The organism is Xanthomonas sp. NCPPB 2586 (assembly GCF_041475775.2).
Classification (GTDB): domain Bacteria; phylum Pseudomonadota; class Gammaproteobacteria; order Xanthomonadales; family Xanthomonadaceae; genus Xanthomonas; species Xanthomonas campestris.
Genome location: NZ_CM192981.1, coordinates 1,823,782 through 1,840,905, shown reverse-complemented (window position 1 = coordinate 1,840,905; position 17,124 = coordinate 1,823,782). Strand labels below are relative to the sequence as shown.

Below are 17,124 nucleotides of genomic sequence, written 5' to 3'. Positions count from 1 at the left end.
AAACCAATAGCTGATGGATCTCACATTAATCGGCTGTTATCTGAAGAGATTACGAAGATGAATTCACAGACGCCGATCGTCATGCATTGTGCGAACTGGCAACAAATTGTGCTGACTTCCGCACTTTCAACGCGGATGTCCGTCATTTCATTAATGAACCGTTGATAGCTATTGCAACGGCGGGCACAGATTCATTACGTTCGGGTTAAGGCCATCTGACTCCTCGGTGACCGCCACTTCTCCCGATTCCCCAGTTCAAAGGTCAGGAATGAGCAATCAATTTCGTCGCCAGGTCCTCAAGCGCACCGCTCTCGCTGTCGTGCTCGGTGCGTGCCTAGCCAACGGCGCGGTGTATGCGCAGAGCACCACCGGCAGCATCTACGGCAGCGCCCCCAGCGAAGCCGGCAGCACCATCGTTGTGCAAAGCGATACAGGCCTCAGCCGCACCATCACCATCGATGCGAATGGCCGCTACAACCTAGGTTCGTTGCCGGTGGGCGCCTACACCGTCACGCTGAAGCGCGGTGATCAGGTCGTCGATACCCGCAAGAACGTGCAGTTGCGCGTCGGTTCCGGCACCGAAGTGTCGTTTGCGGATGCCGGCAGCTCAAGTACTGCCGACGCCACAACGCTCGGCGCAATCACGGTGACCGCCGCCAATGCGCCGAAGATCGATGTCAGCTCCACCAGCTCGCGCTCGGTCATTACCTCACAACAGCTTGCAATTCTCCCCCTGGGGCGCAGCGCTGAGGCAATCGCATTGCTGGCACCGGGTGCCGTGGCAGGCAGCGGTGCATTTGACAACGGCTCGCGTTCGGTTGTGTCGTTTGGCGGCGCAGGCGTCACCGAAAATGCCTACTACATCAACGGATTCAATGTCAGTAATCCGCTCAGCAATCTTGGCGGCGTGAGCCTGCCGTACGGTGCGATTGATCAGCAGGAGACCTACACCGGCGGCTACAGCGCCCGTTATGGTCGTTCCACCGGTGGCGTCATTAACCAAGTCGGCAAGCGCGGCACCAACGAATGGCACTTCGGTGCCCAGGCAGTTTGGGAGCCAAAGTCGTTGGCGAGTTCGCCTGAAAATGTACGCTTTCCCAACAACACCTTGCCAGACCGGTTTGAATACACCAATCCCGATCAGCCGGGCACGCTGTATCGCAGCCGCAAGGACGATGGCGCAACGCGTACCGTCTACAGCGCATACGCTGGTGGCCCGTTGATCGAAGACAAATTGTTTGTGTTCGTTGCCGGTGAATCCGACAAAACCGAAGGTGTGTCGACGAACTCCAGTGCGGCCAGCGTTCTGGGACGTAACAACTACGCGTACAGCGCGCCGAAGTTCTACGGCAAGATTGACTGGAATATCAACGACAGCAATATCCTTGAATACACCCGTATCGAGAGTACGGACCGCCGCGCCGGTTATTACACGGACTTCGATTACGACACCCTGTCAGGCGGCGGGCGTAGTGGCACATTTGCCGATACGTACAAGATCAAAGATCGCTACGACATCTTCAAGTACACCGGCTATCTGACGGACGACCTTACGTTGAATGCCACTTGGGGGCGTAGCCGTCAGGACAACTTGCAGAGCAATCCGTACGTTTCCGCGCTTCCCTATCTTCAGAACGTAACCAACCAGAACCCCGCACTGACGGGTGGCACACCGATCACGAATGATCAGGCGAGCAATCGGACCAAGGCCAATCTCCCACAGAACAAGACCCGCAGCTTGCGACTTGAACTGGAGTATCGGATCGGTGATCACGATTTGACTGCAGGCGTGGACAACATGTACTTCAACGCCTCCAACGAAGGTGTCCGCACGACCGGCCCGGGCTACCAGTGGCTGTTTGCACGTCAGTCCGATCCGACCGTCGACATTCGTCCAAGTCTCGGGGTTGGTCCATCGGGTGGCGACGGCTACTATGCGCAGCGCCGCATCTTCACCACAACCACCAGCATGGCTGTCGAGCAAAAGGCTTATTACCTGGAAGACCGCTGGCAAGTCAGCGATAACTGGCTGGTGCTGCTCGGTATCCGCAACGACAAGTTCACCAACTTCAACAGCGCAGGTCAGCCGTATGTAGATAGCGGAGACCAATGGGCCCCACGTCTGGGCGTCAGCTGGGACGTCTTTGGCGACTCGTCGCTGAAGCTGTACGCAAATGCGGGCCGCTACTATCTGGCGCTGCCTAACAGTGTCGCGGTTCGCGGCGCATCGGCCTCCACCTATACCGATGAATACTTCGCATATTCGGGACTGGACGCAAACGGCGAGCCGACCGGCCTGACGGCCCTCGGACCGGGCCCGGTGTCGTCAAACGGCGAGTACGGTCAGACACCAGATCCCAACTCCTTCGCGCCGAGCGATCTGAAGTCGCAGTACCAGGACGAGTTCCTAGTAGGCTTCGAAAAGACTTTGGGCCAAAGCTGGAATTCCGGTGCCAAGGTGACGTACCGCAAGTTGCAAACTGCAATCGATGACGTCTGTGATACCGGCCGGATGGCCGACAAGCTGGAGGCCAGCGGCGTCAGTGCGTCGAGCGTTGCGATTCCGGGTTGTGTCATGTTCAATCCGGGCGAGACCAACACCTACAATCTGGCAAATGTTGATGGATCTGGCCGCACGCAGGTACGCATGTCCCAGGAAGACTGGGGCTTTACGAGTGGTGCAAAGCGCAACTACGTGTCAGTCGACCTATTCCTGGAGCATCCGTTTGACGAAAAGTGGTTTGCTCGGGTTGACTACACGTGGTCGCATCTTTACGGCAATACCGAAGGCCAGGTGAAATCCGATCTCGGCCAGGCAGACGTGTCCAAGACGCAGGATTGGGATTCGGCAGAACTGATGTATTACGCAGGTGGCAACCTGGCCAATGATCGCCGTCACCAGTTCAAGGCGTTTGGCGCTTATCAGTTCACTCCCGAGTGGATGGCATCGGCAACCCTTCGTGTCCTGTCGGGAACCCCAAAGTCATGCCTGGGCTATTTCGGCCAGGGCGAGCAGGATCCGATCGGCTACGAGTCGGCATATCACTATTGCGCTGGTACTCCCTCGCGGCCGGGTGACGCTGGCCGGACGCCTTGGCTGACCAATCTCGACCTGGGCGTTACCTACCGTCCTGCGTTTGCCGATCATAAGCTGGCCATCGGCCTGCAGGTGTTCAACGTCATCAACGACCGCGATGCAACGCGTGCCGAGGCAGTGTATGGAGACGACCGTTTCACCGTGTCCAACACCTATGGCATGGGGACCTACTTCAACCCGCCGCGCTTTGTTCGCCTGTCTGCTTCGTATGACTTCTAAGAGCGGCTGACAAAACAGAGCGAGCAGTCGTCAGGTGGGTGTGGACGGCGCGGAGGAACCGGAATGTACGGGGGTACACGAGATTCCGAGCACCGGCCGCGCCCGCCTGGCGGCTGCGCAGTCGTTTTGATAGCTGCTCCAAGCCCCGGAAGCTGGCGTAAGAAGTAACGGCTGTAATGCTCTCCACGGCCCCGCGAGGGGCCGTTTTTTTGTCCGAAGCCTGCTAGAACGAGAGGCCACGTTGACCTGCGTGCCCCACCCATGACCTTCGACACCATGCGTGCTGTCATACAGAAAGGTAGAGTGCCGCCACGGCTCCGCTGTGACGGGGCTTCCCAATTGACTGTTGCTCCTGGAGCCCTTGTGATTCGTACCCCTCATCTATTGACGCTGTCCCTGGTCGCCGCCGCCGCGCTGAGCGGCTGCAAGAAGCCCGAAGACGCCGCACCGGCCACCGCGCCTGATGCCGCTGCCAGCGCGGCCGCCGCATCCAAGACGCTGACCCTGGACCAAAGCAAGCTGCCGGCGGTGAATCAGTTCACTGCTGCCGATCTGGATCCCAACGGCAATGCCTGTACCGATCTGAACGCCTACGCCAATGCCAAGTTCCTGGCCGCCAACCCGGTGCCGGGCGACCGCACCAGCTGGGGCGCGTTCGAAATGCTCGATGAGCGCTCCAACGCGATCCAGCAGCAGCTGGCCGAACAGGCCGCTGCAGACACCGGTGCTACCGGCGTCGAAAAGATCGTCGGCGACCTGTGGTCCACCGGCATGGACGAAGCCAAGATCAATGCCCAGGGCATCGAGCCGCTGAAGCCGGAACTGGCCGCGATCGATGCCATCAGCGACCAGGCCAAGCTGGTCGACTATCTGCGCAGCAGCGCGGCCAAGGGCAACAACGAACTCTTCAGCTTCGGCGCCGAGGCGGACTTCAAGAAGTCCAGCCAGAATATCGCCTATGCGATGCAGGGCGGCCTGGGTCTGCCGGACCCGGAGTACTACACCAGCGCCGGCAACAAGGCCAAGCTGGACGCCTACCAGGCGCACGTCGCCAAGGTGCTGGAACTGTCTGGCGTTGCCGCCGCCGATGCCACCGCGCAGGCCAAGCAGGTCGTCGCATTCGAAACCCGTCTGGCCAAGGTCTCCAAGACCAGCACCCAGATGTCGCGCGATGCCTCGCTGGCCTACAACCCGATCTCGCCGGGCGAGGCCGACAAGCTGACTCCGAACTGGTCGTGGACCGAGTTCTTCAAGTCGCAGGGCGTGACCACGCCGGAGATGTTCTCGCTGGCGATCCCGGCCTTCCATCAGGAAGTGAGCAAGATGATCGCCGACACCGACCCGGCCATCTGGCGCGCCTACCTGCGCTTCCACACCGTCGATGGCGCCTCGCCGTTCCTGAGCCAGCCGTTCGTCGATGAGAGCTTCGCGTTCTACAACAAGACCCTGCGCGGCCAGAAGGAAATCAAGCCGCGCTGGAAGCGCGTGCTGGCCACCATCAACAGCCAGGCCGGCGAAACGCTGGGCCAGATGTACGTCAAGGTCGCCTTCCCGGGCGATTCCAAGGCCAAGATGGAAACCCTGGTGACCAACCTGCGCACCGCACTGAAGGCGCGCATCGAAAAGCTCGACTGGATGAGCCCGGAGACCAAGACCAAGGCGATCGCCAAGTGGGAAAGCTTCACGCCCAAGATCGGCTACCCGGAAAAGTGGCGTGAATGGAACGGCCTGAGCACCAGCCGTGACAGCTACCTGGGCAACGTGATGGCGGCATCCGAGTTCAACTACAAGTGGAACCTGTCCAAGATCGGCAAGCCGGTGGACAAGACCGAATGGGGCATGAGCCCGCAGACCGTCAACGCCTACTACAACCCGCTGCAGAACGAGATCGTGTTCCCGGCCGCCATCCTGCAGCCGCCGTTCTTCGACCCGAATGCGCCGGAGGAAATGAACTACGGCGGCATCGGTGCGGTGATCGGGCATGAGATGACCCACGGCTACGACGACCAGGGCAGCCGCTTCGGTGCCGATGGCAACTTCATCGCCGATCCGGGTTGGTGGACGCAGAAGGATCTGGACGCGTTCAAGGCACGCACCGGCAAGCTGGTGGCACAGTTCGACAGCTACCGCACGCCGGCAGGCGACAAGGTCAAGGGCGACCTGACCCTGGGCGAGAACATCGCCGACCTGGGCGGCCTCAACACCGCCTATGACGCGATGAAGACCGCCACCGCCGGCAAGGACGACCCCAAGAGCGACGGCATCACCCGCGACCAGCGCTTCTTCCTCAACTGGGCGACGGTGTGGCGTCGCAACTTCACCCCGGAAGAATTGGTGGTGCGCCTGAAGACCGACCCGCACGCGCCGGCCAACTTCCGCGCCATCGGCGCGCCGTCGAACATGCCGGCATTTGCCGCCGCATTCTCGTGCAAGGCGGGCGATGCGATGGTGCGTCAAGGCGATCAGCAGGTTGTGATCTGGTAATCGTGCAACCGTGTTAAGAGAAAGCGGCGATCTTCGGGTCGCCGCTTTTTTTTGTGCGTGCTGTGGCGCCGTTGGCGGGCGTGCAACCTCGTTATTCCGCGCTGGCAGTGCAAATGCCTCAATTGAAAGTCGGCACGTCACTTCGGCAACCAATCTCGCTGCAACGCTCTCGGGAGTGCTTTACCAGGCACGCTCAAGACAACTGCTTGTGGAGCACTGGCATGGATTGCCATCGCAGCATCCAGTCACTGGATGCGCTTCGTGAACCGCTATCGCCAGACCAAGCTCAACAAACCTCAATCCCGGCGTTCGCAAGGCCGAGTCCGCTTATGCTCGGCATTCATCTCCTCGCTGATGCCAGACATGCCCTTGCTCAAGACCTCCACCCTTGCCCTGGCCCTGCTGGTGGCCCTGCCCGGCTGCAAGCGCACCTCCGATGCAGAGAGCGCCCCTGCATCAGCCGCCATTGCGGCGCCTGCCGCGCCGCCCACCACGGCAGCAAACACACCCGCATTCGATATCAGCGAGCTGGGCCCTGCAGCCAGCGCGTGCCAGAACCTGGACGAGTTCGTCAATGGCGCCTGGGCCAAGGCCAATCCGATTCCGGCCGACCACACCAGCTGGGGCATCGACGAACTCCTGACTGAAAAAAGCCTGCTGATCCAACGCGAGCTGCTTGAAGCCGCGGCGAAACAGGCCGGTACACAGGCCCCATCGCTGGAGCAAAAGATCGGCGCGCTGTATGCGTCCGGCATGGACGAGGCCGCAATCGAAGCCGCCGGTGCCAAGCCGATCCAGCCGCAGCTGGATAAGATCGCCGCATTGCACTCCGGCAAAGATGTCGCTGCCTACATCATCAGCCGGCATGGCGAAGGCGACGCACAGGTCTTTGCGTTCGGTGCCGGTGCAGATTTCCACAATGCCGACCAGCAGATTGCGTTTACACAGGAAGGTGGCCTTGGCCTGCCAACCAAGGACTACTACACCGGTGCGGAGCACGCGCCGATCCGCGCAGCCTACCTTGCCTACATCGCCAAATCGTTCGAACTCACCGGCACCCCTGCCGCGCTGGCCAAGACACAGGCAAACGACGTGCTTGCGCTCGAAACGCGCCTGGCTGCCGCATCGCTGGCCCCCGTGGACGCGCGTGAACCAAAGAACCAATACCGCCTGGTCACCCTCGCCGAGGCGGACAAGCTCACTCCGCACTTTCCGTGGGAGGATTTTTTCGCCACCCAAGGCGTACCGGTCGGCAGCGGCTTCTCGCTCGCGCAGCCACGGTTTTTTGCCGCGTTCGATCAGGCATTGGCCAGCGCGCCCATTGCGCAGTGGCAGGCCTACCTACGCTTCCATGCGATCGATGACGCATCCACGCGCTTGAGCAAGGCATTTGCCGATAATCGCTTTGCGTTCTATGGCAAGACGCTGTCCGGGCAGCCAGAGCAGCTGCCGCGCTGGAAGCGCGTGCTGCGTTCGGTCAACGGCGCAATGGGCGAAGGCGTTGGGCAGCTCTATGTGGCCAAGGTGTTCACGCCAGATGCCAAGCAACGCGCCAGCGAACTGGTCGACAACGTTCGCGCGGCGCTCAAGACACGTATCGAACAGGTCGACTGGATGAGTGCCGAGACCAAGGCCAAAGCCTTGGCCAAGTGGCAGACCTTCCTGCCCAAGATCGGCTATCCGGACACCTGGCGTGACTGGTCGGGGTTGCAGATCACACCCGGCGACTATTACGGCAACCTGCAGGCGGCTGACACGTTCAATTATCGCTACGACATTGCGCAGATCGGCAAACCCACCGATCGCGGCCGTTGGTCGATGACGCCGCAGACGGTCAACGCGTATTACGACCCGATGACCAATTCGATCAACTTTCCTGCGGCGATCCTGCAGCCTCCGTATTTCGATGCCACTGCCGACGATGCGTTGAACTACGGCGGTATCGGCGCGGTGATCGGTCACGAGGCCACCCACGGGTTCGACGATCAGGGCAGCCAGTTCGATGGTGCAGGCAACAACGTCAACTGGTGGACGGCAGACGATCGGCGCAAGTTCGACCAACGCAGCAACCAGTTGGTCAAACAGTTCGATGCGTATGCGCCCCTGCCCAGCCATCCGACCCTGCACGTCAACGGCAAACTCACGCTGGGCGAGAACATCGCCGACCTGGGCGGCACCAACGTTGCCTATGACGCGTTGCAGACCGCCTTGCAGCAGCATCCGGAACGGGCCAAGGCCATCGACGGCTACAGCCCCGACCAGCGCTTTTTCCTTGCCTTCGCCCGCAGCTGGCGTCAACGCGTCCGTGATCAACAACAGCTGGTCTATCTGGCGTCGGACCCGCACGCGCCAGCCAAGCTACGCGCCATCGCATCACCATCGAACATGCCGCAGTTCGCCACCGCCTTCGCCTGCAAGCCGGGCGATGCAATGGTGCGCCCGGAGAAAGACCGCGTGGTGATCTGGTAATTCGTTGCAGGCGCCGCCTGCAATCGCTTCCAGTGCCAACGCACCACGCACAGGCCCGCACCCGCGGGCCTGTCGCGTTCATGCCAGCGAGCGCTCGCACGGACGAACGGCCGCTGCGGCCTGCCTGCGCGAGGCGCAGCCTTGCTAAACTCCGCCGACTTCAATCTGGCCACCCTTCGTCTCGATGCCCACCATTCGTCCGCTTGCCCTCGCTCTTGGCTTCAGCCTGATCACGCTGTTGTCCGCCCCTGACGCCGACGCCGCTCGCAAGAAGAAGGCAGCCCCCAAGGCCCCGGCTGTGCCGGCCGCCTGCACCGATTTCTACGATTACGCCAATGCCGGTTGGCTCAAGAGCAACCCGGTGCCGCAGGCTGGCGCGGTCACCGCGCTGGGCCAGCTGTCCGACCGCGCCCTGCAGCAGCAGCGCGAGCTGCTGGATGCGGCGATGAACAGCCCGCAAGGAAACGTGCAGAAGTTGCTCGGCGACTTCTGGGCCAGCGGCCTGGATGAGGCCGCCGTGGAAAAGGACGGTTCCAATCCGATCGCCCCGTTGCTGTCGCGCATCGATGCGATCAAGAAGGCCAAGGATGTGCCCGCTTCGATCGCCGCGCTGCACCAGGTCGGTATCCCGGTCGGCTTCAACTTCGGCCCGGACGTGGACCTGAAGGCGCTCGACCGCCACATCGGTTACTTCATGCAGGGCGGCATGGGCATGCCGGATCCGGCGTTCTACACCCGCACCGACGCCGACACCCAGGCGCTGATGGGCCGCTACCGCGCCTACGTCAAGCAGATCCTGGCGCTGACCGGCACCCCGGCCGACAAGCTCGATGCCGATGCGGCCTCGGTGTTACAGATCGAAACCGCACTGGCGCGCAGCGCGCAGTCCGTGCAGGGCATCAACAACCCGTTCAACAACTACGCGCCGATCGCCACCAAGGAGCTGACCAAGCAGTACAAGAACCTGCGCCTGGGCGACTTCCTCGAGGCCCAGGGTGTCAAGGACGACCTGGTGTCGATGGCCGACCCGGCGATGTTCAAGCAGCTCGACAGCATGATCGTCAGCATCAAGCCCGAGCAGTGGAAGGCCTACCTGCGCTGGCGCGTGGGCGATGCCATGGCGCCGTACCTGTCCAAGAGCTTCCATGACGCCGAATACCAGTTCCGCGGCCGCTTGCTGCGTGGCGACGCCTTGCCGCCGCAGCGCTGGCAGCAGGTGCTCGATGCCATCAACGTGGCCGCCGGCCCGATGCTCGGCCGCGAGTACGTGAGCCGTTACCTCAGCAGCGACACCCGCCGCCAGGCCGAAGCCATCGCCGACCAGATCCGCGATGCGCAGCTGGCCGCGCTGGAGCGCACCGGCTGGGGCAATGGCGAGGTCATCGCCGAAGCCAAGGCCAAGCTGAGCGCCATGAAGATCGAAGTGGGCGCACCGCGCCGCGACCTCGACTACACCGTGCAGCCGATGGGCCGTGGCAGCTTCGGCGCCAACATGCTGATCGCCTCCACCTGGCGTCACCGCGAAGAAATGAAGCGCATCGGCAAGGGCAACGCCGACCGCCGTTGGGACGTGCTGCCGCAGCAGCCGGCGCTGGCCTACGACATCGCACAGAACCGCCTGATCATCACCGCTGCGGTGCTGCAGCCGCCGGTCTTGAGCACCGGCGCCACGCCGGCTGCACAATACGGTGCCTACGGCGCGCTGGTGGCGCATGAAATGACGCGTGCCATCGATGCCAAGGGTGCGCTGGTCGATGCCAAGGGCGAACTGCGCAGCTGGTGGACGCCCGCCGAAAAGAGCAGCTGGACGCTGCTGACTGGCAAGGTAGCCAACCAGTACGGTGCCTACGCCTACCCGGGCGTGCCCAATGCCAAGGTCAATGGCGCACAGACCGCCGAAGAAAACCTGGCCGATCTGGCCGGCGTGGAGTTGGCGTGGCAGGCCTTCAGCAAGGCGCAGCCGGCGGCAACCCAGGCCGACAAGCAGGCCTTCTTCACCGCCTGGGCCGGCCTGTGGGCGCAGCAGCTGTCACCGAACGAAGCGGTGCAGCGTGCCAGTGCTGACATCCGTGCACCTGGCCAGTGGCGCACCAACGGCCCGCTGTCCAACCTGCCGGAGTTCGGTGCCACCTTCAGCTGCAAGCCGGGCCAGCCGATGCAGCGTGTGGATGCAGACCAGTTGAAGATCTGGCGCTGAGTTAGCGCCCTGCGTCATCGGCAGTAATAAAAAAGAGCGCGGAATCCGCGCTCTTTTTTGTCTGGATTTTGAACCGTCGCGTTGCTCACCACCGCCAAGCACGCTTTGTAGGAGCGGCCTTGGCCGCGATGGAGCGTTACCGACAAACCCCGTCGCGGCCAAGGCCGCGCCTACAGGTTCACAGCGCATTGCGTCGCTTGATTCAGCGCACCACACGCAGCGGCGGCTTGCGCCCCTTGCCGCGCTTGCCACCGAAGGGCGGCTGGCCGCGCCAGTGGCGGATCAACAACCACCCGAACAGCATGCCGCCCAGGTGTGCGAAGTGGGCAACGCCCGGCTGCCAACCGGTTGCGCCAAGCAGCAGCTCGATCGCACCGAACACGATCACGAAGGTCCGTGCCTTCATCGGGATCGGCGGAAACAGCAGCATCACCCGCTGGTTCGGGAACAACATGCCGTAGGCGAGCAACAAGCCAAACACCCCCCCAGAGGCGCCCAGCACCGGTGCCCCGCTCTGGGTGAACCAGGCCATCAGCAGCTGGCACACGCCGGCGCCGGCCACGCACACCAGGTAATACGTCAGGAATCGCTTCTGGCCCCAGGTCTGTTCCAGCGGCGCGCCGAACATGAAGAGCGCCAGCATGTTGAAGAACAGATGGTTGAACCCGCCATGCAGAAACGCATAGGTCAGCAGCTGCCACGGCATGAAGCTGGCGCCCGGCGAGAACGCATCGAAGCCATTGGAGAGCGGCCACAACATCAGCGGCGACAGCGCCGCATCGGACGGCAGCAGACCGGCACCCAGGTCACCCAGCGCCCATTGCAGGATGAACATGCCGAGATTGGCGATCAGCAGGGCTTTGGTGACGGGCGGCAGTTGGGGCAGCATGGCGGCATCCTTCGGGACTGCCGCTCATCATAACGGCAGGCTTATGAAGGACCCCACACGGCCGCATCCAGCCGTTGCGCTGCAGTGGCACGCCGTACCCTGCCCCGCTCCACTGGCACGCCTTCGGCACGCAGTCGCTGGCATTGCGCTTGGTAGCCGGCAGAGCCCTCCGGTAGCGCGATGCGCCCGTCGCTGCGGAGCACCCGATGCCAGGGCAACGCTGCATCCTGGTTGCTGCTCAACAGCTTGGCCACCAGGCGCGCACGCCCTGGCAGGCCCGCACGCATCGCCACTTCCCCGTAGCCTGCAACCTCGCCCGCGGGAATGGCGCGGATCACGTCCAGAATCCGCAGCCGAACCTGCTCGGCAGCGCGCGTGGCGGAGACGTCACCGGCATGCGAGCCGGCGACACGAGTCTTGGAGGGGCGAGGTGACGGCATGCGCGGATGATGCCATTCGGAGGCAATGCGCGTCAGGCCAGCTGCGCGCTCGTGTGATAAGGCACCACACACCATCGGACAACAACGCCTTGCTGGGCTGCTGAGAGACCTGCAGCTTTGCCAGAGCAACAACGTGCCGGGACTGACCTCTGCGCTGATTGCCACGCGGCCACCGCAAACGCATGCGGCCAACATGCAGTGCTCAATGCATCAACACAATTTCTTCCGATGAGGTGGGATGAATCGCCACGGTCTCGTCGAAGTCGCGCTTGGTGGCGCCCATTTTGACCGCCACCGCAAAGCCCTGCAGCATCTCGTCGGCGCTTTCGCCGAGCAGGTGCACGCCGACCACGCGCTCTTCCTCGCCCACGCACACCAGCTTGAACACGCTGCGCTGCGGCGCATCGGCCAATGCGTGCAACATCGGGCGGAAGTTGCTGCGGTACACGCGCACCGCACCGTCGTAGCGCTCACGCGCCTGCTCTTCGGTGAGGCCCACCGCACCCAGCGGCGGGTGCGAAAACACCACGCTGGGCACGTTGTCGTAATCCATGCGCGCATCCGGCTGACCACCGAACAGGCGATCCATCAACTTGCGCCCCGCCGCGATCGCCACCGGCGTCAGCCCAACCTTGCCGTCCACATCGCCTACCGCATGGATGTTGGGCACGTTGGTGGTCTGGCCGTCGTCCACGACGATTTCGCCCTTCTTACCGAGTTCCACGCCGAGCGCTTCCAGGCCCAGCCCGGCGGTGTTGGCACGGCGGCCAATCGCAAAGAAAACCTGGTCAAAGACATCGTTGCCCAACTCGCCCGGATGCGCACTGTGGCCACGCATGCGTAGCTTGCCCGTGTCATCGCGCTGCACACCGGTGGTGCGGAAACCGAAGTGCAGGCGCACGCCGAGATGGCGCAGGTTATCGGCCAGCTGCAACGTGAGTTCGGCGTCGAAGCGTTCCAGCAACCGCTCGCCCTGCACGAACAGATGCACGCGGCTGCCAAGCGCCTGCAACAGCCCCGCAATCTCCACCGCGATGTAGCCGCCTCCAACGATGGCCACATGGTCCGGCGCATGGCAGAGGTTGAAGAAGTCGTCGGACACATGACCATGCTCGGCGCCCTCCACGTGCGGGCGCAATGGATGTGCACCTGTGGCAATGACGATGTGCTCGGCAGTGACGGGGACGCCGTCGGCGCCCATCAAGGTATGCCGGTCCTGCAACACGCCACGCTGCGGGATCAGCACCACACCATCATCGTCGAGGCGGCGCCGGTAACTGGCGTGGATATTGCCGATGTAGCCCTGCCGGTGGGTGACCAGTTCCTGCCAGGTCAAGGTCGGGCGCACCACATCAAACCCGAGTGCACCGGCCAGTTCGATCTTGCTCGCCAGATCGGCCGCCAACCACATCGCCTTCTTCGGCACGCAGCCGAGATTGACGCAGGTTCCGCCGAGCTCGCCCGGCTCCATGATCGCCACGCGCGCGCCATGCTTGGCTGCGCGGAATGCCGCGGCAAGACCACCGGAGCCACCGCCCAGCACCACCACGTCGTAGTCGTAACGTGCGCTCATGCAAAACGCTCTGCGCGGTAGGGATGCGGGTCCAGCGCGGGTGCGCGCCCGGTGATCAGGTCGGCCATCAGTTGTCCACTTGCAGTACTCATGCTGATGCCGAGCATGCCATGGCCGGCCGCGAGCCAGACGTGAGGACTGCGCGGCACCGCGCCCAACACCGGCACATCGTCCCAGGTCATCGGGCGCCATCCATACCAGCGTTCGATTTCGACAGGGCCTTTCGGCGCATGCAGGAATTGCGCTGCCGCGCGCTCCAGCGCTGCCAGGCGTGTCGCGTTGAGTTGGCTGTTGTGGCCGGAGAATTCCATGGTGCTGCCGATCCGCAGGCGGTCGCGCCATGGCACCACGAACACCCAACGATCCTTCAGCACCACCGGGCGTTTTGGCATCTGCGCCGGCGCGCTATAGGTGATCGAATACCCCTTGCCGGCCTGCACCGGCAGCCGTAGCCCCAGTTGTGCAGCAAGTTGCGGCGACCACGGCCCGGTGGCGATCACCACCTCGCGCGCATGCAGTTGTCCGTGCGCGGTGTGCAGGCACACGCCCTGCGCATCCGGACGCACGGCGTGCACACGGCAGTGTTCCTGGATCACGCCGCCACGTGCGCGCAGCACGCGTGCCAGCTCGGCGGTGTAGCGTTCGGGGCGCAGATGCGCATCGCCGGGGAAGTGGATCGCGCCGGCAATCCCCTGGCGAAAGGCGGGGTCGTCCCGCACATAGTCTTCGCCGTCGATGGCCTGTGCCTGGATACCCCACTGCGCCAACGCTGCGCATTCGGCACGGTAATGTTCGAACCTGCGCGCATCGCCGAATACATAGTCCAAGCCATCGCTGCGGAATTCGCAGTCCAGCCCGTCGCGTTCGATCCAGTGGGCAAGCCGCAGGCGTGCATCGTGTAGCAGCGCAGCGCGCGCCTGCACGCTGGCCCGCCAATCGCGCTGATTGCAGCGCCGTGCAAAGCGCCATAACCAACGCCACAGCGTGGGATCCAGCCGCGGCGGGATGTACAGCGGCGCATCCGGCGTGAACATCCATTTCAGCGCCTGGCCAAGCATGCCCGGCGCTGCCAGCGGCGGCGCATGGCTGGGCGTGATGGTGCCGCAGTTGCCATACGAGGTTGCCCCGCCGATCGCGCCGGCATCAAGCACCTGCACCTGCCGGCCGGCACCGACCAACGCACGCGCGGTGGCCAGCCCGATTGCACCGGCGCCGATGACCACCACATCCACGCGTGCGTTGCTCATGCGTCAGCCCGCAGCGCCAGCATGACGCCGCAGTGGCGGCACCTGCAGGTAGGTCACGCAGCGCCACAGCCACTCCACCGGACCGAAGCGGAACCAGCGTAACCACAGGTGGCTCAGGGCCACCTGCACTGCAAAGAGCAGCAGCGCAAATGGCGGTTGCCACGCACGTGGCAACTGTTCGAAATAGCCCAGGCCATAGCCGTAGAAGATGCTCGTACACAGCAGCGACTGCAGCAGATAGTTGCTCAAGGCCATGCGCCCGGCCGGTGCCAGCCAGCGCAGCTGCGCTGCAAAACGCATCACCCAGGCCGCATAGCCCAGGCACATCATCGCCCCGCCCAGCAGTGCCAGCGCGAACGCCAACGACAGCCGCAGATCCAGCCGGGCCGGGTCCATCCACGGCTCCAGCCGGTAGCTCGCCAGCATCAGCGCCAGCCCCAGTGGCAACACGCCGTAACGCAGCCAACCGAACAGACGCACGAAGCGCTCGGGCGCGGCAATCGCCCCGCTGCGCACAAACCAGCCACCCAGCAGGAACATCCCGAGCATGGCCGGGCCGTTGATGGTCAGCGCGATCAAGGCCTCGCGCAGATCGTGCCAACGCTGCACGGTGGCCTGCACATAGGTGCCGCTGCCCAGCGCACTGCGCTGCGCCTGCACATTGGCCACCGCCTGCTGCGCCACCTCGCGCATCGCCGCGTTCCACTCGGCCGCGGCGGCGGGATCCGCCTGGGCCAGCGCACCCACCGCGCCATAGAGCAGGATCAACCCCGGCGCACACAGGTACACGAACACCGCAAACCACGGCAGCGTGGCCGTGGGCACGGAGCGGGTGGCCAGCAACAGCAGCGCCAGCAGCGCATAGGTCACCAGCACATCGCCCGACCACAGCAGCACCGCATGGGCAAGACCGATCACCAGCAGGCCGGCACTGCGGCGCAGATACATGCCCAGGAACGGGCGCTGCGCCTGCTGGGCGCGTTGCGCCATCACCGCGAACCCCATGCCGAACAACAGCGAGAACAAGGTGTAGAACTTGCCCTGCACGAATACATAGGTCAGCGCATCGACCACGCGGCCCAGGCCATGCCAGTGCGGATCGACGCCGGTCACCGCCAGGTCCAGCGGGCCGACGAAGCCTTCGATGTTCATCAGCAAGATGCCCAGCAGCGCGAAACCGCGCAGCACATCCAGCACCGCAATCCGCTCGGTCGCGGCAATTGGCAACAATACAGAACGCTCGGTCATCGAAACCCGGGTAACGGCAGGCGACACAGCAGGTCGCACAATGCAAACGGCCCGCCGAAGAGGCGGGCCGTCAGGATGCACAGCGGTGACTCAGTGGTGGTGACCACCGTCGCCGTGCACATGGCCGTGGTCACGCTCTTCCTGGGTGGCTTCGCGCACTTCGATGATTTCCACGTCGAAGTGCAGGTCCTTGCCGGCCATCGGGTGGTTGAGATCCACATCGACCACGCTCATGCCGACCTTCTGCACCGTCACCGCACGCGGGCCGAAGTTGGTCTGCAGCACCACCTGCGTGCCCGGCACCAGCTTGGTGGCGCCGAAGTGCTTCTTGGGCACGCGCTGGCTCAGGCCTTCGCGGTATTCGCCGTAAGCCTCGGTCGCCTTGACGTCGACGCCGAAGCTCTCGCCGGCTTCCTTGTCCATCATGGCCGCTTCCAGGCCCGGGATGATGTTGCCGTGGCCGATCAGGATCGCCAACGGGTCGCGCTCCTTGGAGCTTTCGATCGGCTCCTGGCCGAGCTCGGAAACGGTGTAATGGAAGCGGACGACGCTGTCTTTTTCGATCTTCATGCCTGGCTCTGAATGGGGCTGCCCGGTGGCAGACGGTTGAGGACGGCTTGTAGGCCGTCGAGTGCGCCGCCATCATGGCGACCTTCGTAACCGCCCATTATCCCGGCTCGATGCCTATCACGCCAGTTGCTGCCGTTCGTCCCCGCACCGCCGCGGCCTGCCTGATGCTGGGTCTGTCGCTGCTGGCCGCCTGCTCGCAGGCACCCGTCCGCCGCCCGGCGCCAGCACCTGCCACCGCACGCGTCTGGCCTCAGGTACCGCCGGCCAACCCCGCTGCCGCCAACAACATCCTCATGCGCGCCCTGGGCCTGGTCGGCACGCCGTACCGGTATGGCGGCAACACGCCGGAGAGCGGCTTCGACTGCAGCGGGCTTGTCACCTATGTCTACAAAGACGTGCTGGCGCTCTCATTGCCCAGGACCTCGCATGACCTGGCCGCCGTGCAGGGGCCAAAAATTCCAGCGGAAAAATTGTCAACTGGCGATCTGGTCTTTTTTGGCTCCAGTGGAAGCGTGAGCCACGTCGGCATTTACGTCGGTGAAGGCCGCTTCGTGCACGCCCCAAGCAGCGGCGGTACCGTCCGCTTGGATTTCCTCGACGGGGCTTACTGGCGTGACCATTATTCAGGTTCAAAGCGGGTTTTACATTGAAATGTGACGTGCGTAACAAGTCATAAAACGGAAAGTTAACG

Annotated in this window: 11 protein-coding genes and 1 other RNA gene; 5 read left to right on the top strand and 7 right to left on the bottom strand. The window is 63.5% G+C overall.

All coding sequences use genetic code 11. The features are described from left to right. Window positions 1-268 precede the first annotated feature (268 nt). Window positions 269-3,316: a TonB-dependent receptor gene (locus tag ACCQ09_RS07755; protein ID WP_040941022.1), complete on the top strand. Its 3,048-nt coding sequence runs from the start codon at window positions 269-271 to the stop codon at window positions 3,314-3,316. A gap of 4 nt (window positions 3,317-3,320) precedes the next feature. Here the strand turns inward: ACCQ09_RS07755 and ACCQ09_RS07750 are convergent. After that, window positions 3,321-3,395, bottom strand: a non-coding RNA gene (locus tag ACCQ09_RS07750) — sX9 sRNA. A 305-nt stretch (window positions 3,396-3,700) separates the two neighbouring features. On the opposite strand from ACCQ09_RS07750, the gene ACCQ09_RS07745 reads away from it, so the two are divergent. The 3 genes from ACCQ09_RS07745 (at window position 3,701) to ACCQ09_RS07735 (ending at window position 10,466) form a co-directional block, all read left to right on the top strand. Continuing rightward, window positions 3,701-5,800: a M13 family metallopeptidase gene (locus tag ACCQ09_RS07745; protein ID WP_165349509.1), complete on the top strand. Its 2,100-nt coding sequence runs from the start codon at window positions 3,701-3,703 to the stop codon at window positions 5,798-5,800. A gap of 363 nt (window positions 5,801-6,163) precedes the next feature. Further along, on the top strand, window positions 6,164-8,269 hold the full coding sequence (locus ACCQ09_RS07740) for a M13 family metallopeptidase (protein ID WP_075287645.1): 2,106 nt from the start codon (window positions 6,164-6,166) through the stop codon (window positions 8,267-8,269). Window positions 8,270-8,453: 184 nt separating this feature from the next. Further along, window positions 8,454-10,466, top strand: a complete 2,013-nt coding sequence (locus ACCQ09_RS07735) for a M13 family metallopeptidase (protein ID WP_011037706.1) — start codon at window positions 8,454-8,456, stop codon at window positions 10,464-10,466. Between the two features lie 202 nt (window positions 10,467-10,668). On the opposite strand, the gene ACCQ09_RS07730 is transcribed toward ACCQ09_RS07735, so the two are convergent. The 6 genes from ACCQ09_RS07730 to ACCQ09_RS07705 all read right to left on the bottom strand — a co-directional run bounded on the left by ACCQ09_RS07730 (window position 10,669) and on the right by ACCQ09_RS07705 (window position 16,433). Then, complete coding sequence (locus ACCQ09_RS07730) at window positions 10,669-11,352, bottom strand: rhomboid family intramembrane serine protease (RefSeq protein ID WP_029216918.1); 684 nt, start codon at window positions 11,350-11,352, stop codon at window positions 10,669-10,671. A gap of 44 nt (window positions 11,353-11,396) precedes the next feature. After that, window positions 11,397-11,795 (bottom strand): MGMT family protein, encoded by a 399-nt coding sequence (locus ACCQ09_RS07725; RefSeq protein WP_043890318.1) that lies wholly within the window; start codon window positions 11,793-11,795, stop codon window positions 11,397-11,399. 202 nt (window positions 11,796-11,997) lie between these two features. After that, window positions 11,998-13,368 carry a glutathione-disulfide reductase gene (gorA, locus tag ACCQ09_RS07720; RefSeq protein WP_011037709.1) on the bottom strand — a complete coding sequence of 457 codons (1,371 nt, stop codon included), beginning with the start codon at window positions 13,366-13,368 and terminating at the stop codon, window positions 11,998-12,000. Continuing rightward, a complete protein-coding gene (locus ACCQ09_RS07715) occupies window positions 13,365-14,615 on the bottom strand; it encodes an NAD(P)/FAD-dependent oxidoreductase (protein ID WP_014508273.1) in 1,251 nt (416 codons plus the stop codon). Before ACCQ09_RS07715 ends, gorA begins: the two co-directional genes overlap by 4 nt. A gap of 3 nt (window positions 14,616-14,618) precedes the next feature. Beyond that, on the bottom strand, window positions 14,619-15,863 hold the full coding sequence (locus ACCQ09_RS07710; RefSeq protein WP_228427945.1) for a DUF418 domain-containing protein: 1,245 nt from the start codon (window positions 15,861-15,863) through the stop codon (window positions 14,619-14,621). Between the two features lie 90 nt (window positions 15,864-15,953). Further along, a complete protein-coding gene (locus ACCQ09_RS07705; RefSeq protein WP_011037712.1) occupies window positions 15,954-16,433 on the bottom strand; it encodes an FKBP-type peptidyl-prolyl cis-trans isomerase in 480 nt (159 codons plus the stop codon). 74 nt (window positions 16,434-16,507) lie between these two features. On the opposite strand from ACCQ09_RS07705, the gene ACCQ09_RS07700 reads away from it, so the two are divergent. Beyond that, the gene (locus ACCQ09_RS07700; protein ID WP_228427944.1) at window positions 16,508-17,083 is read left to right on the top strand and encodes a C40 family peptidase; all 576 of its coding nucleotides are present in this window, start codon (window positions 16,508-16,510) and stop codon (window positions 17,081-17,083) included. Window positions 17,084-17,124 lie beyond the last annotated feature (41 nt).